Source organism: Bacteroides caecigallinarum, assembly GCF_016902295.1.
GTDB classification, from domain to species: domain Bacteria; phylum Bacteroidota; class Bacteroidia; order Bacteroidales; family Bacteroidaceae; genus Phocaeicola; species Phocaeicola caecigallinarum_A.
Window position 1 is genome coordinate 23302 of record NZ_JACJLQ010000007.1, and the last position, 19387, is coordinate 42688.

Below are 19387 nucleotides of genomic sequence, written 5' to 3' on the forward strand. Positions count from 1 at the left end.
TTAAATAGTGTTTAAACAGTGCTTAAATGCTATTTAAACTCAGCAATTTTCGATAAGTGATTTTATCCTACCGGTTTCTTCCACCGGATTTTCAGCCCTGAGTATAGTTCCGCTCAGTGCGATGCCTGTCACACCGGTTTGCATTATTTCCGGAATGTCATCAATAGTGATTCCGCCTATTGCAACTATCGGGAGGTTGATACCTTCGGCTTTCATCTGACTGGTGATTGAGCGGTAGCCTTCAAGACCTAATATCGGGCTTAATTTTTTCTTGGTAGTTGTGAAACGGAACGGACCGCAACCAATATAGTCGGCACCTGAAAGGTAATGTGCCTTAACGTCATCGAAAGTATTGGCAGTTCCACCTATAATGAAATCATTTCCCAATATCATTCTTGCTTCAGCTATAGGCATGTCGTTCTTTCCAAGATGCACACCGTCTGCTTTCAGCTTCTTGACGAGTTCCACTCGGTCGTCTATGATGAAAGTTGCGTTATGCTGTCTGCACAACTCTTGAACCTTTACGGCAATGGCTTCCACCTCCTCGTCGGAAGCATCCTTCATGCGCAGTTGAATCCATCGGCAACCGCCTTCAAGAGCCATACGCGCTGAATCCAGATAAGAATACTGTTCGGTGAAATGAGTGATGAACTGTAGTTTGAATGCTTTAGTATCCATGTCATTATCCTCCGCAAGCAGCTTTTATTATAACAAGACTGTCGCCTTCCTTGATTTCCTGTTCGGCCCACTGGCTGCGCGGAATCATACGGTTGTTGATGGCAACTGCCACTCCCTGCTCAGGAAGTTCGAGCTGTTGTGCAAGCGATGCAACATTATTACCTTGAGTGAGTTCGGTCTCTTTGTTGTTTACTTTTATTTTCATAAATGATAGGTATTATAGTGTTTTGCAAAGCAAACACAAAGAGAATACTGGAAAACAGTTTGAGAGAATATCTTATGACGGATGTCTTTTTTGAGGACAATCCCTTCGTCGGTATTAACCGCATCAGGTTCATAGGGTATAATCTCAGCCCGGGTTTTATTCTTTGGGCACCCCTTTGTCTTTACTTCGGACGCAAAGTTAAACAAAAGATTCAAAAAGCGGACAATAATTTATATTTTTTACAATACCTGTTGATATTCAGAACGTCAACGATACGCCTGCAAGGAATTCACGCGGACGGAGCGTAAAACGATAATAGTTCCGTTCGATGGAAGAGACAAACTCACGCTCGTGTTTGCCTTCGACTGAATGTCCAAAATAAATGTACATCGAGTTTTTCTTTAATGCTCTGAAAATCAGCCAAGCTATTGTGGAATAATGTACATAACGCAGTTTATTCTGATATACCGGTATCACGTATATTTGCATTCATAAAACAGGGTTAAAAAAGACTTTTCAGAGACTTAAATAAAACACGGCCGTGTTTAAGTTCAAACGCGGTGTCATTTTAAATAAAACACGGCCGTGTTTTTTTAAAGTACTTTTGTCGGCTGAAATCTAAGTATTGATCCTATATAATATAAGACTTAAAATCAATTTATTTATGAATCGTTTTAAAACACTAATTGTAAGATTTTCTATTGCTATTTTTATTTTGTGCGGTTTTGTTTCACTTTATTCACAGGACATGAATGAGAAGCGATTATGGTTAGTAGAACTCAACGGTGCATTGACCAGTCAAAGTTCTTGGGAGGTAGAACCTTCAGTTACTTTTCTGCCTATAGACTATGTAGGTCTGACGGCTGGCTTGGTATTTACATCTCCGTATCCGTCTAAATCTTTAGGTGGAGTTACCGTCAACAAGCAATTCTGGTGGAGTGAAACAAATGACAATTCAGTCAGTTATTATTTTGCTTTCCGTCCAGCTCTGCGTTTCAATTCTCCAAAATTGTGGATAGGTAGGGATAAAGACTATGCGCTGTATTTTTCTGTATCGCCCGGACTGACAATTCCTCTCCCTTCCGACAGAAGATTTACCATTGATTACTTTCCAAACAAGAATGGGGCGTGGTCTGCATTAAAAAGGGAAGAGGTGGCAAACAGTGGTGCAAGAAAGGTATATTACAATGTCCGTACAGCCGTATCATTGGAAATGGACGAAAGAATAATTCTTTCAGCTGGTTATACTTTCTCTGATTTTGATATTTATGGTGGAAGCAGGAATATTATTGTTGAGGGTGGCAAACTTCCATTGCCAAAAGCATGTATGATGCATTCGGCTTTTGTCAGCATTGGTGTACGTCTTTAATTTTGCATATTTATGTAGCTTTTTGTGCTTTAATTATAGAAAAATATATCTTTTATCAATTAAATATTACATATTGCTTGCATATATCAATTATAATGCCGAATATTGCGCGATTTTTATCAATATGTAGAGTTTTTAAATTATAAAAGGTATTTACATAATAAATAGGTTTTAGTTACTATGATTTATGATTTGGAGATGATGAAACAATTTTATGTTTCATATAATGGTAAAGTACAGGATACAAGAAAAAAATTAGGCAGGGCATTGACCTTGGCGGAAAAGATTTTATACAGTCATCTCTACGATGCTGATTCCATGAAATGTTTTGAGAGAGGTGTGGACTATGTGAATTTTCGTCCTGACAGAGTTGCAATGCAGGATGCCACCGCGCAAATGGCATTGCTTCAGTTTATGAATGCCGGTAAGAATGTTTCTGCTGTACCAGCAACTGTACATTGCGACCATCTGATACAGGCATATAAAGGCGCTTCTGTTGATTTGCCTGTAGCACAGACAACCAACAAGGAAGTATATGATTTTCTGAAGAGTGTGGCATCGAAATATGGAATCGGTTTCTGGAAGCCTGGAGCAGGAATCATACATCAGGTTGTACTTGAAAATTATGCTTTCCCGGGAGGAATGATGGTAGGTACGGATTCACATACACCGAATGCCGGTGGTCTTGGAATGATTGCCATTGGTGTCGGAGGTGCCGATGCCGTTGACGTGATGACCGGTATGGAATGGGAATTGAAGATGCCGAGAATAATAGGTGTACACCTTAAAGGAAAACTGAACGGATGGGCCGCGCCAAAAGATGTTATTCTAAAGCTGGCCGGCATACTGACTGTCAAGGGTGGTACAAATGCCATAATAGAATACTTTGGAGAAGGTACTTCTTCAATCTCGGCTACAGGAAAGGCAACAATTTGTAATATGGGAGCTGAGGTAGGAGCGACTACATCTGTATTCCCGTTCGATGGTGAAATAGTGGAATATCTCAGAGCTACTGGACGTGCGGAAGTTGCCGATATGGCATTAAAAGTTTCGGACGACCTGAAAGCGGATAATGAAGTTTTGTCATCACCTGAAAAGTATTACGACAAGGTGATAGAGATTGACTTGTCGGCATTGGAACCATATCTTAACGGTCCGTTTACACCGGATGCGGCATGTCCGTTGTCTGAGTTCAAGGACAAGGTAATAGCAAACGGTTATCCTCAACGTATGGAAGTAGGATTAATCGGCTCATGTACCAACTCTTCATATCAGGATTTGGGAAGGGCTGCTTCGTTAGTTAGACAGTTGAAGGACAAAGGTCTGAAGATGGCATCACCATTGTTGGTTAATCCTGGTTCGGAACTTGTGTATTGTACATCAAAGCGTGACGGCATGATTGCTGATTTTGAGGAAGCAGGTGCCGTGATAATGACAAATGCATGCGGTCCGTGTATCGGTCAGTGGAAACGTGAAACTGATGATCCTACAAGACCTAATTCCATTGTGACTTCGTTCAACAGAAACTTTGCAAAGCGTGCGGACGGTAACCCTAATACACATGCTTTTGTAGCATCACCGGAGATTGCTACAGCATTTGCCATAGCAGGAGACCTGTGCTTTAATCCTATGACAGATACTCTGATAAACGATAAAGGCGAGCAGGTGAAACTGGATGCCCCTACTGGTGACAAACTTCCTGTGAAAGGATTTACAGTTGATGATAATGGTTATGTAGCTCCTTCTGCTGACGGATGTAATATTGAAGTTATCATTGATCCGAAATCAGAACGTCTGCAGAAGCTTCAGCCGTTTGTTCCATGGGATGGTAAGGATTTATTGGATATGCCTTTGCTTATCAAGACCAAAGGCAAGTGTACTACAGACCATATCTCAATGGCTGGTCCATGGCTTCGATTCCGCGGACATCTGGAAAATATCTCAAGAAATATGCTGATGGGAGCTGTGAATGCTTTCAACGGAGAGACGAACAAGGTTTGGAACTCGGCAGACGGCAGTTATGGCGAAGTGTCGGCTGTAGCCGGAGGATATAAGGCTAAAGGCATTTCATCAATAGTAGTGGCGGAAGAAAACTATGGCGAAGGCTCAAGCCGTGAACATGCTGCCATGGAACCACGATTCCTTAATGTAAAAGTTATTCTTGCAAAGAGTTTCGCGCGTATCCATGAAACAAATCTGAAGAAACAAGGTATGCTTGCACTGACTTTTGCCGACAAGGATGACTATGACAAGGTGCAGGAACATGACAGGATTTCAATCGTCGGACTTGAATCATTCGCGCCTGGACGTAATCTAAAAGTGGTATTAACTCATGAAGACGGTACTCAGGATTCTTTCGAGGCCGTACATACATATAATGAAATGCAGATTGAATGGTTCAAGGCCGGTTCTGCACTTAATACATTTAGAAAATAACAATCAATATACAACTAATATAGGAGAAACTAGACGATGAGTAAAGTTCGTATGGAAGAAGGTAAACTGGTAGTACCTTCAAGTGTTACTATACCTTTTATAGAGGGAGATGGTGTTGGAGCTGAGATAACTCCGGCTTGTCAGAAAATTGTAAATGAAGCAGTAAAATTAGCTTACAAAGGTGAACGCTCAATAGAATGGATGGAAGTGCTGGCCGGTGAAAAGGCCTACAAACAGGTAGGAGAGTGGCTTCCGGAATCAACTATGGATGTGTTCAGAGAATATCTTATAGGAATTAAAGGACCGCTTACAACACCTGTGGGAGGCGGAATACGTTCGCTCAATGTTGCATTGCGCCAGACGTTGGACTTGTATGTTTGTCTGCGTCCAGTAAGATGGTTCAAAGGTGTAGTATCTCCTTTGAAAGAGCCCCAGAAAGTGGATATGTGTATTTTCAGAGAGAATACAGAAGATATATATGCCGGAATAGAATGGGAACAGGGCACTCCTGAAGCAAAGAAATTCTATGATTTCCTTTACAATGAGATGAAAGTTACCAAGGTGAGATTCCCTGAAACTTCTTCTTTCGGAGTAAAGCCTGTTTCTGTGGAGGGAACGAAACGTCTTGTTCGTTCTGCAATACAATATGCTTTGGATCATAAACTTCCGTCGGTAACACTTGTCCATAAGGGAAACATCATGAAGTTTACCGAAGGTGGTTTCAAGAAATGGGGATATGAAGTGGCTGAAACAGAGTTTGCCGAACAGACATTCACCATGAACTATTATCAGCAGTTGAAGAAAGATTTGGGAGAAGAATCCGCAAAGGCTGCCATGGCTGAGGCTATCAACAAGGGAAAGGTAATAATAAAAGACTGTATTGCGGATGCTTTCCTTCAGAATACATTGCTGAAACCGGAAGACTATTCTGTTATCGCAACTCTGAATCTTAACGGTGACTATGTATCAGACCAGTTGGCTGCCATGGTAGGCGGTATAGGTATTGCTCCTGGAGCAAACATAAACTACAATAGCGGTCATGCCATTTTCGAGGCTACCCACGGAACAGCTCCTGATATTGCGGGTAAGAATATGGTCAATCCATGTTCTCTTCTTCTGTCATCAGTAATGATGCTTGAGTATTTGGGATGGCAGGAAGCAGCCGACCTTATAACATCTGCACTTGAACAGGTTTTTGAAAATTCTGAGGCTACCATCGATTTGGCAAGATTTATGCCGGACGGTAAAGTATTGAGTACAGAAGAGTTTACTGAAAGAATAATACAAAGTCTTTAATTCAACTATAACGAACTGAACATGAAAAAAGAATATATAGTTTACAAACTTTCCGAATGTGCTAAACAGGCGTGCAGAATAGACAACAGTTTATTTACGAGTTTTAATGTTAAGCGCGGACTTCGTAATGAAGACGGAACAGGTGTGCTTGTAGGACTAACCAAGATAGGAAACGTAGTGGGATATGAGAAAACGGAAGAAGGCTTGAAACCTATTCCGGGTAAACTCTTCTATAGGGGGTATGATTTGGATGATATCGTTCATGCTCTTTTGAAAGAGAAACGTTTCGGCTTCGAAGAGGTTGCATATTTGCTTTTGTCGGGCGAGCTTCCTGACAAGGAACAGCTGGCTTCTTTCAAGGAACTGATAAACGACAATATGCCGCTTGACAAGAAAACTACAATGAATATCATCGACCTTGAAGGTCATAACATAATGAATATCCTGGCCCGTAGTGTTCTGGAAATGTACACATTCGACCCTAATCCGGATGACATCTCTCGCGACAATCTTATGCGTCAGTCTATCGAACTTATCTCAAAGTTCCCAACAGTCATAGCATACGCATATAGCATCTACCGTCACAGTACACACGGACGCTCATTGCATATCCGCTATCCGGATGAGAAACTCTCGTTGGCAGAGAATTTTCTTTACATGATTAAGAAAGATTACACTCCTCTTGAGGCACGTATGCTTGACCTTCTGCTGGTTCTCCAGGCTGAGCACGGTGGTGGTAACAACTCTACATTCACTGTCAGAGTTACAAGTTCTACACGTACAGATACATATTCAAGTATCGCAGCGGGAATCGGTTCGCTAAAAGGTTCATTGCATGGTGGAGCAAACATTCAGGTAGTAAAAATGTTCCATCACCTGAAAGAAGCCATTTCAGACTGGACTAATGTAGATGAAATAGACACATACCTTATTCGTATGCTTAATAAAGAGGCATACGACAAGACCGGACTGATATATGGTATCGGTCATGCCGTATATACTATTTCAGACCCGCGTGCTGTCCTTCTGAAGGAACTGGCAAGTGAACTTGTGGCTGAAAAAGGCTGTGAGAAAGAATTTGCTTTCCTTGAACTGATAGAAAAGCGTGCCATAGCTTGTTTCAAGAAAGTCAAGGGAGACAAGAAGAAAGTATGCTCTAATGTTGACTTCTATTCAGGATTCATATACGAGATGATGGGCTTGCCTCATGAGATATACACTCCTCTGTTTGCTATGGCAAGAATTGTCGGTTGGACGGCTCACCGTATTGAGGAATTGCATTTCGACGGTCGTCGTATTATCCGTCCTGCATACAAGAATGTACTTGAGGAAGTTTCTTACAAACCAATAGCTGAAAGATAGAATATATAAAATTGGGGCTGTGTCGTGATGTACGATGCAGCCCCAAATTTTATGTTGCTATATAGGTTTTATTTCAAGATAATCTGTTTAGCCCATTCTTCAGCCTGTTTGCTTCCTCTGTTGAACAAGCGGCCTTCTTTCCAATCCACTTCTGGATACAGCTTCTTCAGTTGTTTAACACTGTTGTTGATGGAGCTTCCGCCTGATGTAGCAAAAGGAATAACCGTCTTGCCGGAAAGGTTATACTTCTCAATGAATGTATTTACCGGACGCGGACATAAATCCCACCAGATAGGGTAGCCTATAAATACAGTGTCGTAGTTATTCATATTAAGAGTTTCACCACCAAGTTCAGGACGTGAATTGTCGTCATTCATTTCTATTGAACTTCTGCTGTTTTTGTCTCTCCAGTCAAGGTCGGCAGAAGAATATGCTTTCTTTGGAGTAATTTTGTACAGTGTTCCACCGGTAGCTTTTGAAATTGATTTGGCAACGCTTTCGGTGTTTCCCGTACATGAAAAATAAGCCACAAGGATTTTAGCTTCAGCATTATCCTTCTTTTGCTGTGCGTTTGACTGGCTGTTTAAGCAAAAAAGACTCATAATTATCAGTATTAAAGTTTTCATGTTATTTCAGTTTTGAATAATCTTCGTCATTAACCGGTTCCAGCCATTCGTTACTGCATCCTTCACCCGGAATTTCCATAGCAAGATGTGAGAACCAGCTGTCAGGAGCGGCTCCATGCCAATGCTTGACTCCGGTCGGAATATATATAACGTCGCCCGGATTCATTTCTATTGGTTCTTTACCCCATTCCTGATAGTAACCACGTCCGCCTACGCAGATAAGAGTCTGTCCTCCACCTTTTTCGGCTTTATGGATGTGCCAGTTATTACGGCAACCAGGTTCGAAAGTTACATTGGAAACCGGAACGCCTTCTGTGACGATTGGTGCAAGATAACTTTGTCCTACGAAGTATTTGGCGTATGCATCGTTAGGTTTGCCTATCGGGAAAATAATAGTTTGTGAGTATGCGTCAAGAGAGGCATTTGATGTGCTGTCCACATTTTCTGCCCATACTTCTTTTGCCATACGGAATGCAGCCCATGCCTTAGGCCATCCTGCATAGAATGCGGCATGTGTAAGTATCTCTGCTATTTCAGTTTTTGTCACTCCGTTTTTCTTTGCAAATTCAAGATGGTGTCTGAACGATGAGTCTGTCAGTCCCTGCGACATCAGTGCAACAACGGTAACGATTGAACGGTCGCGCATGGATAGCAAGTCATTGCGGCTCCATACTTCGCCAAAAAGGATATTATCATTAAGATGTGCGAATTCGGGAGCGAACTCTCCCAACACATCATGTCCTGCGGTTTGCTGGACTTTAACCTGTGATTTAGCCATATTCGGGAAAATTAAAAATGATAACGTGATAAGTAAGAATGATTTTGTTTTCATTTGTTATGGGTTTTATAATGAATGAAATTATATGTATGATTTATCAATCAAGCTCAATTAATTCATATTTTTGGCTTCCCATTCCAAGTGCTTCAGCATGATTCAAAGTATGCATGCCGTGACGTGAATCGATACGTTCAATCAGGTGTATCTTGCCATGGTCTTTTGACGAACGAACCAAGTCGGTACATGCACGGTCGAGAGCTACAGGGTCAAGCGATGCGAGAATACCTATATCGCCCATTTTAGGATCTTCCGGCGAAGAATCGCAGTCGCAATCAACTGAAAGATTGTTCGCTACACTTATGTAGAGTATATTTTCTCCGCAGTGGTCTGCTATTGCTTTTGCAGCTTCAGCCATTGATTCCAGGAAATCATCCTGTTTCGGGTTGCCCCAACTTGTGGTACTCTCTCCGGCAGAATGTATCAATCTTTTACCATTGGACGATGCAATTCCTATAGACATGTTCTTGATTGCACCACCGAATCCTCCCATGGCATGTCCTTTGAAATGAGAGAGGATTATTGTGAAATCATAATTGAGAAAGTTCTTGCCGACAATATCTTTTGTGAGATGCTTTCCTCCTTTTACTGGAAGTTCAGTTTCTCCTTCGGCATCCATGATGTCAACATTCGCGATTGCGGTGAAACCATGATCGGCAGCGGCTTTCAGATGACTTTCTGTATTGGAACGTCCGCCGCCATACGCAGTATTGCATTCTACGATTGTTCCATTTACTTTCTGCACAAGGTCTTTGATAAGCTTGGGTTGCAGGAAATTGTGTCCTCCGGGTTCTCCGGTAGAAAGTTTGACAGCCACTTTCCCTTTAGCTTCGCGTCCTAATGCCTCATAGATTTTAATCAGATTCTCGGATGAGATGTTTTTGTACCAGTAAACTTTAGGGGTATCAGTCGTTTCCGTATTGGCTGATTCCTGCACTTTTGGCGAATGTCCGCAACTTGGGGCTACGAAAGCGATTGCCAAAATAATTGTTAGAAAAATCTTTTTCATATCTTTAAGTATTTGTAGATTGTTTAGAAATTGATATTCACTCCACCCATAACGGTTGCTTTAGGCATCGGGTAACCGGCATTGATTTCATATTTTTGTGCAAGCAGGTTTTCTCCGCGCACCCAGATGTCGAGCCATTTTGTTGTGCGGAACGAAGCTCTTATATTCCACAGGACGAAATCTTCCGTTTTTACAGGTTCAGTCTGTGTGTATAGTCCGGCTATGTACTGTATGCCTGTTGATATGTTCCAGCGTCCGCATGAAAAGTTTGCTCCTCCGTAAAGCTTATGTTCCGGTGCGGCAATCACAGGCTCCTTCATGTGCAGATAACTGTAGTTACCGTCAACTGACCATTGTCTGTTTATGCGGTATGCAGCCTGTACTTCGATACCGGTATTGTCTATCTTGCCTGAATTCTGGTTCAGCATTCCGCTACCGTTTGGATTAGGCAGTGTCATTATGAGATTCTTGCCGTCTATATAGAAGAGGTTTACTCCATAACTAAATTGTCCGTTCATCAGTCGTTGCAAGAATGCAAGTTCGTAAGTCCACATAGACTCGGGTTTCAAATCAGGATTCTGCGGTGGAAACATATACATTTCCCTAAGGATAGGGTAGCGGAATCCTTTTGACGCAGATGCTTTCAGTTCCATGGCGTGAGGAAGATGGAAAGCCAATCCTGCCTGTGGTACCCATTCTGTTCCTATGCGTGAATGATGGTCGGCACGGATACCCATATTCAGTGTGATAAAGGAATTTATATCCTGACGCACATCTATATATCCGGCAAATTCATTTTCCTGCTTGTCAACCAGATCGGATGTAGTTCCTGCCTTTTCACCACTGATATACTCATTCCATGCATGGCCTCCATAGTTGAACCAGTCGAATCCGGCTGTGATGCGGTTACCTTTGAAGAACTGCATACTTTGATAAACAGATACTCCCATCATCTTGTCGAATGACAGGAAGCGGTCGTCCTGCGGCCCTTCTCCCTCAGATGGTGTATAACCGTCATTAATCCAGTGGTCTCCCCAGTTGTAAAAGAAACTTACCGCTCCTGAGGTCTTGTCGTAATTGTTTTCAATGGCAAATGAAGTCATTCCGCGTGTAATTCTCTGGTCTCCATCCAGAAGTGGAGAACTCACAGGTCCAGGGTATGAAGCGTTGAAGTGGGTAATGTTTACGTCTCCTCTAAGATTCCAGTTGTTTGTCATTTCATAACCCAATTTCGCATATCCGCCGTATTGTTCGAAATTCATATCGGCACGGTGTCCGTCAGTGCGGTTGTACGAACCTGATATTACGCTGGAAAATCGTCCTTTACGTACACGGTTTGTAAGTTCCGTCTCAAGTGTATTGTATGAGCCATAACCTGCATGGAGGTTTGTGTTTACTCCGTCTTCCTGCATTTTGCGTGTTACGATATTAACTACACCTCCCATAGCGTTGGAACCGTAAAGCACTGAAGCCGGACCTCTCAATACCTCTACACGTTCTGCGAGGAATGACTGGTAGGCATCTGATATCGGATGTCCGAAGATACCGGCATATTGCGGATGACCGTCAATCATCACCATCAGTCGTCCTGAGCCACCGCTCAGTCCACGCAACGAAATACCTCCCGCAGCACCGTTTGACACTCCATATCCCATAATGCCACGTGATGTGACAAACAGTCCCGGGACATGCTCGGTAAGTAATGGCAGCAGTGAAGGATGCATGGTGCTTTCTATACGGTCACGACCGACTACCGATACTGTCTGTGACAGATGGCGTACATCCGTTTCACTACGGCTTCCTGTCACTACCACTTCATTGATGTTATAAACCCGTGTGGAGTCGATTATGATTTGTGCCGACAGACTGAGTGGGGTAAATAATGCAATATAAAATATATTTCTTTTTATATTGGGGATTATTGTTCTCATAAAATATTCTGTTCAGTTTCTATAAATTATGTCTCTATAATTTTTAAATTTGTTTTGATGCTACAAAGTTATCATACATATAGTATAAATACGTATATCTATTACTGCATTATTTACCCAAATTACAGATATTTGTATTTTCCTTTTATCTCCATCCCATGAACATGCGTACGGTATCGGCATCATGATGGTCGAAGAAAAGACTTTTTCCTGTGTCCAGTCCAGCTATATTTCCCATGTCTTCCTGTGACAGTGAAAAATCGAAAATTTCAATATTTTCTTTCATACGTTCGATATGAGTAGATTTCGGTATGATGATAACTCCACGTTGTATTAGCCATCTTAATGCTACCTGTGCAATGCTTTTTCCATACTTTGCTCCAATATTGGCTAATATCGTATTATTAAAGAAATTGTTGCGTCCTTCAGCAAGCGGTCCCCATGACATGATTCTAGTACCGAATTCCTCCATGATTTTCTGTGCTTCAATCTGTTGGTCGAAGACATGCGTCTCCACCTGATTCACTGCTGGTATTATTTCCATGTTACTGGCTATATCTATAAAGTGATCAGGATAGAAATTACTTACACCGATAGCTCTGAGTTTACCTTCCTTGTATGCTTTTTCAAGTGCCCGATATGCTCCGTAGCGGTCACAAAACGGCTGATGCAGTAGCATCAAATCAATATAATCTGTTTGTAGTTTCTTTAAACTTTCGTCTATTGATTTGCGTGCATTCTCGTAGCCGTAATTTGATATCCAAACTTTGCTTACAATGAAAATTTCATTTCGTTTTATTCCGCTGTTTTTAACTGCTTTTCCTACACCTTCTTCGTTATGGTATGCTTGTGCCGTATCAATCATACGGTAGCCACATTCCAAAGCGTTGCTCACACAACGTTCACATTCTGAAGGAGAGACCTGATATACTCCATAACCAATCTGTGGCATTTCGACGCCATTGTTTAATCTTACTGTTTTCATATTTTCAGTTTTAATTTATTTTGATAATTTTGTTCTTTGTGCAAAGATAGATACATGGTAATATAGGACTAAAACAAAAAATGCGGATATAATTACCATTTTTACAGTTCTTGTTAGTAATTGGAGGATATTTATATGGAAGAAAATAAAGAAATATTCATAGCCCATAGACTTGGTGAAATAAAAACAGATTCGGACGAGGAGTATCTTGCCCATATGCTTTGTTTGGGAGGAACATGTAAGTACTGTTTCAACAGGCAGGATTTTGAATTGCATGCAGGCGATCTGTCCATAATACGCAAGCGTAAAATGATAGAAAAGATAGAAGCATCAGATGATTTCCGATGCAGAATTATTTATGTAAAACCGGAATTTGTGACTCTATGCACTCCGCAGAGTAATTATGGAACTAAGGGACAGTTGGCCTTGTTTCTGAATCCTGTCATGCACTTAAATCGTGAGCAACAGGATATATGTCTTCGTGATTTTGAACTGCTTGAGCAAAGGATAAACGACACAAGTCATCGTTTTTATCGTGAGACGGTTATTAATGCGATGCGGATGGCAATTCTTGATTTTTTTGATTTCCATGCCCGTATTTATGGTGAAAATGATATTACCACACAAAATGCATCCATTATGAATAGATTCCTGAAGATGCTGGAGGACGGAGCATACCGCGAGCACAGAGAGGTGACATATTATGCGGATTGCCTTTGTGTCACATCAAAATACCTGTCCGAAGTTTCAAAGAAGGTTAGCGGATACGGAGCCAATTATTGGATCAATAATTATACCATACTTGATATAACTCGTCTGCTCCGCGATAAATCTCTTTCGCTAGTACAGATATCAGATATGTTCGGGTTTTCATCTATGGCCTATTTCAGCCGTTATGTACAACAATATTCAGGTATAAAGCCTTCTGATTACAGAGAGTGATGGGCATGATTAAGTGCTAAATGTCATTCCTTTTCTGTTTTACATACTCTGTCGGGGAACATCCGCAACATTTTTTGAATAATCTGCTAAGGTGTTGCGGGTAGTCAAAGCCTAGATTATATGCTACTTGTGATGCTGTTGCTCCGCTTATAAGTTCATTTTTGGCACGTTGAATAATGTATTGCCTGATATGGTTACTTGCGGTATCGCCTGTAGTCTTTTTTATAAGGTCTCCAAAATAGTTTGACGACATGCATAATTCATTTGCACAATATTGTACAGTGGGTAATCCGAGTGTAAACTGTATTCCTTTCTCATAATAATCCTGTAACAGGGAATTGAATCGCATCAGTATATCTGAATTTTCCAGCTTTCTGGTCAGGAACTGGCGATTGTAGAAACGTTGGCAGAAATTAAGCATCAATTCAATGTAGCCTACTATAATTGCCTTCTGTTGTTCATCGTGTCTTTTTGATAACTCATCTCTCATCTGGTGCATTAATGACACCAAAATGTCATGTTCCTCTTCTGACATGTGTAGAGCCTCGTTTATTCGGTAATCGAAGAATGTATAATTCTTTATAGTCTTTTCCAGTGCTGTTCCTTGTAGTATATCAGGGTGGAAAAGCAGTGCCCATCCCGTCAGCATAACCTGTTCACCGTTGTCTTCCTTTCCTCCAATCTGCCCCGGGGCTACACAAATTACAGTACCTTTTTTGTAGTCATATTTGCCACATCCGTATGTCAAGTCTATTTCTGCTTCATCGTGAAAGAATATTCCGTAAACATTGTAGTTGGCCAGGCAATGACGTATGGGGGAAACCTCCTTGTAGTCAATTACACAAACCTGCTGGTGTTGGCTTTCATAACCAAGCCAGTTACAATAATCGTTTACATTTTTTACTTTCAGAATTTTGCTCATTGTGCTATGCTTTTATACATGTCACGGCAAAAATAAAACTTTTCACTTAATCTTAAAACTCAATAGTGGCATTATCAGTAAAAATGATACAAATGTCCCACTTATTGTTACTTCATTGTTATCTGGGGCAAGTAACTTTGTGATATCAAAAAAACAGTGAAAAATGGATAGGCAAATTATCATTTCTCCCCAATTATGTGAAGACGAGGTCGTTTGTTTTATTGCAGACCGTTATCACATTAATCCACAAACACTTTTGCAGCTTTTTCTGACGCAGAATGGAATTATAACAGATACAGATAATGTGGAATGTGAACTACAACTAGAAGATAACGAAATAGAAATATTACGTGACTTGACAGGTTTTGATAATAGTAATTAATAATGGTTTATAGATTATGGACAGAAGAAATTTTTTGAAACTATCATCTGTGGCAGTATTATCTACCGCAGGTTCTTTGACTGGCATATCTAAGGTGATAGCCGATGGTACTTCTGAGTCTGAGAATGTAGATAAAGGTATAAATGAAGTATCTTACGGAGCTGATTCGTAAGTGGGCTATGCGAAAGAATATGACTCCGGCACAATTTGCCCTTGCGTGGATGTTGTCGCGTAAATCGTGGATAGTTCCGATACCCGGTACAACAAACCCTCAACACCTGGATGATTTACTTGGAGCTGGAACAGTACGTCTGGCAGCATGGGAAGTTGAGGAGTTTGATCGTGAATATGCAAAGATAGACCTTATGTGACATCGTGCAGATCCGTTTACTGAAAGTCAGATAGATAAATAATGACGATGTGTGGATTACAGATTAAAGTTCCATTTTCCAACCGTTATCATTATGATATACCATCAGTCTGCCCATTCCTCCGTCTATCGTGAGGTTTGTTCCGTTGATGAAACCGTTCTTTTCGTCACACAGGAACATAACGGCTCTGGCAATATCTTCAGGCTCGCCTATGCGCTGTGAAGGATGTTGCATGATGTCGGCTTCGGAATATTCCGGAACTTCAGTATCCTTATGGAAACGTGCGGTCTCAATCCATCCTGGAGCAATGGAGTTCACTCTTGCCATACCGCTGAGGCTTACAGCGAGAGCATGAGTAAGTGCTGTTATACCGCCCTTGGCCGCCGTATAGCTTTCTGTATCGGCTTGCGACTGGAATGCCCTGCTTGAAGATATGTTGACGATGGACGCACCTTTGGAGAAATGTTCCTTGAATAATACAGTCAGCCAGTAAGGGGCAGCCACACCGACTTTCTGCACATACATGAAATCCTCGTATGAGCATCCGCTTAATATACCTCCGTTCATCAGACATGCATTGTTTATAAGGAAGTCAATTCTCTCTTCTTTTGACAATACCCATGCGGCAAAACTTTCCAGTACTTCTTTCTCTGAAATATCCCCTTTGTAGCAGAATATATTTTCGTCAGTATCGTGGTCAATGTCTCTGTCTATAACATATACTCTGGCACCTTCTTTACTGAAACTCTCAGCAATACATCTGCCTATACCGGCATTACCTCCGGTTACTATACATACCTTGTTGTCGAACTGCATATCTTTATGAAAAAAGACGATATTATCCGTTTTAAAAGATAATATCGCCGTTATCAGTTATTGTTTTAGAATTGGAATTTTTCAAGTTTCATAGCTGCAAGGCTCTCAATCTTAGGAACCAGTGTAGTGAAGTGTGCACTTTCTGAATGAGCTTTCAGAGAGGCCTCGTCTGTCCATGTTTCACAAATCATATAAACATCTTCACGTGTAGCGCTCTTGAAGAAATCGTATGCTATGCATCCTTCATCTTTCAATGATGCTGCTACCAGTTCTTTAGCTGTTTTTTCCACTTCTGCCTTGTTTTCTTCCGATACTTGGATAAATACATTTAATCTTAGCATAATCTTGTCTTTTTAGTTGTTTGTAAATTAATTATTATATCTGCATTTGCATTATATTCTTTATCTTCCCGGCATTATAGTAGGGTTGCCGCCCTGATTTTTAAATTTTGCGCTTCTTATTATCTCATAAAGAATACCTCCGACGTCCAGTCCTATTTTGGTCTTATTAAATTTGTAATAAGGTATTGCAATAGGGCGTGTGTCCCATCTTCCTCTCATAGGGTCATATATCCTTTCTGCACCGACTTCCATTCCCCATCTATCGTTGAACTCATAGCCTATGGTTCCTCCGAAACTGCTCATTTGAAATCCGTATGCACTGGCCGGAGCATATGAACCGAAAGCCCTGAAACTCAGTCTCTCATTCGGCCTGTAAATTACAGCTCCTGATGTTCCGAAAGCCTGACCTGTACTGAACGGGAAATTAAACTTGGTAGCATTCAGTCCTGCCTGTATTTCCCAATAATCATTTATATTGTATTGGTATATCAGTGACGCTTCGTTTATTCTTCCAATCCCGGGCAGCGTTGATTGTGAACCGTAACCATACAGATTGGGAGCCATCATTCCTCCGGTAGTGTAATCACCGTAAAACATTGGCGACGGGTTCGTGTGGTAAGGCATGTAGAAGGGGCGGCGGAGTTTTATTTCCTGTATTTCCATCTGTTGTATTTCTGTTTCTGCCTTTACTTCAGGCTTTTTCATTCCATCGTTTACAGGTGATATTTCCGGGATGCCGATACTCTCATCAGTTATGGCTCTCAGACTGTCCTTTCTCAACTTTGAGTTGTCTTCCTGGGCATAGATGCCCGCTGTAAAGAGGCAAAATGCAGATAGTATGATAATCCTGAATTTCATATACAGATGTTTTTACAAATGGATATAAAGTCTGATATTTTTATCAAAGTTAGCCAAAGCTTTAATAATTACAAAGTCTCTTCTGTATCTTTATTATTTGTTTTTCGTTTTTTACAAATCAGCCATAGTGAATACCGTTTAAACAGCATTTAAATACTGCTTGAATGGTATTTAAACGGTATTTGATAAACAAAAAGTAGCACCCCTGTTGAGAGTGCTACCTTCATAAAAATATTTTTACTTTTCTGTTCCTTTTGAATTTTATTTTACAATCTTGGTCAGCAAGGTCTTTCCGTAGGCATTGCCTTTTGTATCGTGAGCCTCAGACTTTACGAGCCCTACACCTTTTGCATACCATTCAGTGATTCTCAAGGTTGTAGTCTTCAATACAATCTTGGTACGTTTCAGATACGATATTTTAATACAGTCAAATTTTCCTGCTGTAGTACTTACTGTTTCATTACCCATATATGCGGCTCCTGAAATATTAATTTCATTTTTCAGCATATTGAGAATAAGTTTATATGAACGATCCGGCATAGATTCACCGGCTTTGGCATTATCAGACAATGTGAAAGAGTTGTCTCCATCAAACTTTTTGTCTTCCTGCAGAGCTGCTTTAGCTGTAGGACCGTACTTGGCAGGATCGGAGTCCGAAGCAATATAAAGTTCGTACATCAGGTCTTCAGTGCAAACGGTATTATTGCCGTCGTAGCTCCATTGTGTCAGTGAATAGGAAGTGTTGTTTTTGGTCTTGGTTGTCACTGTCTTGCTGTAATAATCAGCAAGAGTTTTACCGTCTTCATTTGTAACGTTCTTTACAGTGGTAGTTACATTAGAAATACTCTGGCCAGCTTCGTCATAGTTTACGTAATGCAGTTCCGTACCGTTCTTTGTGCAGAAATACTGTGCATTAGCCATTCCGCAGATGAGTAATGCACTGACGAATAATGCTGTTTTTTTCATAATAGAATTGTCTTTTATTTGTTTAAATAAATCAAGTTATATTCCAAATTGGCTGCGAACTTACAAAAAATATGATAAACTTTTTACTGACATGATAGAAATGTATATTAAAAAAAGAGTATAAGGTAAAAATCAGAACTAAACTTTTACATATAATCTTTGTAATATCTTTTTGTTTCAACACTTCATCATATTTGCCTTAAAATTTCTTGTCGTCAGTTTTTAAGCCTGTTATTTTATTTTCCGGCATTAATATAAACCTTATGCGTTCCCAACCCCTTTATTGCAATTCCAGACTCTGTATCTGCTGCCCAAGCCTTCAGTTCCTTCGCAGCAGTTGTACGGTTAAGCTCAACCATCTTTGAATAGTCACTAACAGTAATGAAGGGATTTTCTTCAAGATATTTCTTAACTATGTTCAGTCTTTCTTCAGCAGTAGTTTTAGGTCTTCTGCATTTTTTCACTCCCGAACCTCGTTCAAGGTTGCAAAGAGTATTTGTTTCGTTGATAAGTGTCCTGTCGGCACGAAAGTTGATTCCTCCAATTTCTATGCTGGCAGCGTTACGGCGCGGAGAGTTCCCTTCTATATTTTCTCTTTCCTTGCCTTTTCTTAGTTTGACTGTAGGAGTGAAAAGACCGATTCCATCTATTCTTACAGACCGTCCTTCTGCCATGAAACGTGCCATAGTGCCGGTTATCAGGTCCAATGCTCCGCGAACTTCGCCGCGATTGAACGTAGAACCTTTGATGCTTGCTTCCACCAGTTCGTCAGTCTCGCATGTGCCTGTAATTTCCATTCTCGGATAAAGTAATGTTTCGCCCTCTTTCTTCATGTCGGGCATTTCCTGCATGAAATATTTTGCCATAATCAATAAAGATATTTGTGGTTATTAAATTAATTGTTTCAGTTCTATAAATTATAAATTTCCTTGCATTATCTTTAAATACAAGTTATATCTATATAAATACAACTTGTGTTTTTATAAATATAAGTTGTATTTATAAATCAATAATCTGTATATATAGATTATGTAAGTACAAAAGTAAATTATAATCA

The 19387-nt window shown here is 40.6% G+C and carries 21 protein-coding genes, 1 pseudogene and 1 riboswitch; of the genes and pseudogenes, 8 read left to right on the plus strand and 14 right to left on the minus strand.

Annotated elements, in window-relative coordinates:
• Positions 1-39 precede the first annotated feature (39 nt).
• The 3 genes from H6A27_RS03435 to H6A27_RS15415 form a co-directional block, all read right to left on the minus strand.
• Complete coding sequence (locus H6A27_RS03435; protein WP_204507688.1) at positions 40-678, minus strand: thiamine phosphate synthase; 639 nt, start codon at positions 676-678, stop codon at positions 40-42.
• A 4-nt stretch (positions 679-682) separates the two neighbouring features.
• Positions 683-883 carry a sulfur carrier protein ThiS gene (thiS, locus tag H6A27_RS03440; RefSeq protein WP_204507689.1) on the minus strand — a complete coding sequence of 67 codons (201 nt, stop codon included), beginning with the start codon at positions 881-883 and terminating at the stop codon, positions 683-685.
• Between the two features lie 83 nt (positions 884-966).
• Positions 967-1068: riboswitch (TPP riboswitch) on the minus strand.
• Between the two features lie 73 nt (positions 1069-1141).
• Positions 1142-1273: a hypothetical protein gene (locus H6A27_RS15415; protein ID WP_262897118.1), complete on the minus strand. Its 132-nt coding sequence runs from the start codon at positions 1271-1273 to the stop codon at positions 1142-1144.
• Between the two features lie 274 nt (positions 1274-1547).
• Here H6A27_RS15415 and H6A27_RS03445 point away from each other — a divergent pair, with 274 nt between their 5' ends.
• The 4 genes from H6A27_RS03445 (at position 1548) to H6A27_RS03460 (ending at position 7346) form a co-directional block, all read left to right on the plus strand.
• Complete coding sequence (locus tag H6A27_RS03445; protein ID WP_204507690.1) at positions 1548-2252, plus strand: hypothetical protein; 705 nt, start codon at positions 1548-1550, stop codon at positions 2250-2252.
• 180 nt (positions 2253-2432) lie between these two features.
• Positions 2433-4688, plus strand: coding sequence for an aconitate hydratase (locus H6A27_RS03450; protein WP_204507691.1), 2256 nt, complete (start codon positions 2433-2435; stop codon positions 4686-4688).
• A 36-nt stretch (positions 4689-4724) separates the two neighbouring features.
• On the plus strand, positions 4725-5984 hold the full coding sequence (gene icd / locus H6A27_RS03455; RefSeq protein ID WP_204402377.1) for an NADP-dependent isocitrate dehydrogenase: 1260 nt from the start codon (positions 4725-4727) through the stop codon (positions 5982-5984).
• Between the two features lie 21 nt (positions 5985-6005).
• Complete coding sequence (locus H6A27_RS03460) at positions 6006-7346, plus strand: citrate/2-methylcitrate synthase (protein ID WP_204507692.1); 1341 nt, start codon at positions 6006-6008, stop codon at positions 7344-7346.
• Between the two features lie 68 nt (positions 7347-7414).
• On the opposite strand, the gene H6A27_RS03465 is transcribed toward H6A27_RS03460, so the two are convergent.
• The 5 genes from H6A27_RS03465 to H6A27_RS03485 all read right to left on the minus strand — a co-directional run bounded on the left by H6A27_RS03465 (position 7415) and on the right by H6A27_RS03485 (position 12732).
• On the minus strand, positions 7415-7972 hold the full coding sequence (locus H6A27_RS03465; RefSeq protein WP_204507693.1) for a flavodoxin: 558 nt from the start codon (positions 7970-7972) through the stop codon (positions 7415-7417).
• 1 nt (position 7973) lies between these two features.
• Entirely contained in the window at positions 7974-8804 is an 831-nt protein-coding gene (locus tag H6A27_RS03470) for a carboxymuconolactone decarboxylase family protein (RefSeq protein WP_420867840.1), read from the minus strand.
• Positions 8805-8847: 43 nt separating this feature from the next.
• Positions 8848-9816 (minus strand): DUF362 domain-containing protein, encoded by a 969-nt coding sequence (locus tag H6A27_RS03475; RefSeq protein WP_204507695.1) that lies wholly within the window; start codon positions 9814-9816, stop codon positions 8848-8850.
• Positions 9817-9839: 23 nt separating this feature from the next.
• Entirely contained in the window at positions 9840-11747 is a 1908-nt protein-coding gene (locus tag H6A27_RS03480) for a TonB-dependent receptor (protein WP_204507696.1), read from the minus strand.
• A gap of 145 nt (positions 11748-11892) precedes the next feature.
• Positions 11893-12732 (minus strand): aldo/keto reductase, encoded by an 840-nt coding sequence (locus H6A27_RS03485; RefSeq protein WP_154044420.1) that lies wholly within the window; start codon positions 12730-12732, stop codon positions 11893-11895.
• A gap of 135 nt (positions 12733-12867) precedes the next feature.
• On the opposite strand from H6A27_RS03485, the gene H6A27_RS03490 reads away from it, so the two are divergent.
• Positions 12868-13674 (plus strand): AraC family transcriptional regulator, encoded by an 807-nt coding sequence (locus tag H6A27_RS03490; RefSeq protein WP_204507697.1) that lies wholly within the window; start codon positions 12868-12870, stop codon positions 13672-13674.
• Between the two features lie 16 nt (positions 13675-13690).
• On the opposite strand, the gene H6A27_RS03495 is transcribed toward H6A27_RS03490, so the two are convergent.
• Entirely contained in the window at positions 13691-14596 is a 906-nt protein-coding gene (locus H6A27_RS03495; protein WP_204507698.1) for a helix-turn-helix domain-containing protein, read from the minus strand.
• A 163-nt stretch (positions 14597-14759) separates the two neighbouring features.
• Between H6A27_RS03495 and H6A27_RS03500 the strand changes: the two genes are divergently transcribed.
• From H6A27_RS03500 to H6A27_RS03510, 3 genes and pseudogenes are all read left to right on the plus strand, one after another.
• Positions 14760-14978, plus strand: coding sequence for a hypothetical protein (locus H6A27_RS03500; RefSeq protein WP_204507699.1), 219 nt, complete (start codon positions 14760-14762; stop codon positions 14976-14978).
• Between the two features lie 16 nt (positions 14979-14994).
• A complete protein-coding gene (locus tag H6A27_RS03505) occupies positions 14995-15150 on the plus strand; it encodes a twin-arginine translocation signal domain-containing protein (protein WP_204507700.1) in 156 nt (51 codons plus the stop codon).
• A pseudogene (locus tag H6A27_RS03510) lies at positions 15131-15349 on the plus strand (aldo/keto reductase); the annotation flags it as partial. The gene H6A27_RS03505 and the pseudogene H6A27_RS03510, both read left to right, overlap by 20 nt.
• Positions 15350-15412: 63 nt before the next feature.
• Here the strand turns inward: H6A27_RS03510 and H6A27_RS03515 are convergent.
• From H6A27_RS03515 to H6A27_RS03535, 5 genes are all read right to left on the minus strand, one after another.
• Positions 15413-16165: an SDR family oxidoreductase gene (locus H6A27_RS03515; protein ID WP_204507701.1), complete on the minus strand. Its 753-nt coding sequence runs from the start codon at positions 16163-16165 to the stop codon at positions 15413-15415.
• A 65-nt stretch (positions 16166-16230) separates the two neighbouring features.
• Positions 16231-16506, minus strand: coding sequence for a putative quinol monooxygenase (locus H6A27_RS03520; protein ID WP_204507702.1), 276 nt, complete (start codon positions 16504-16506; stop codon positions 16231-16233).
• A 60-nt stretch (positions 16507-16566) separates the two neighbouring features.
• The gene (locus tag H6A27_RS03525; protein ID WP_239469554.1) at positions 16567-17364 is read right to left on the minus strand and encodes a hypothetical protein; all 798 of its coding nucleotides are present in this window, start codon (positions 17362-17364) and stop codon (positions 16567-16569) included.
• Between the two features lie 261 nt (positions 17365-17625).
• On the minus strand, positions 17626-18330 hold the full coding sequence (locus H6A27_RS03530; protein WP_204507703.1) for a TapB family protein: 705 nt from the start codon (positions 18328-18330) through the stop codon (positions 17626-17628).
• A 236-nt stretch (positions 18331-18566) separates the two neighbouring features.
• Positions 18567-19196, minus strand: a complete 630-nt coding sequence (locus H6A27_RS03535; RefSeq protein ID WP_239469555.1) for an HU family DNA-binding protein — start codon at positions 19194-19196, stop codon at positions 18567-18569.
• Positions 19197-19387 lie beyond the last annotated feature (191 nt).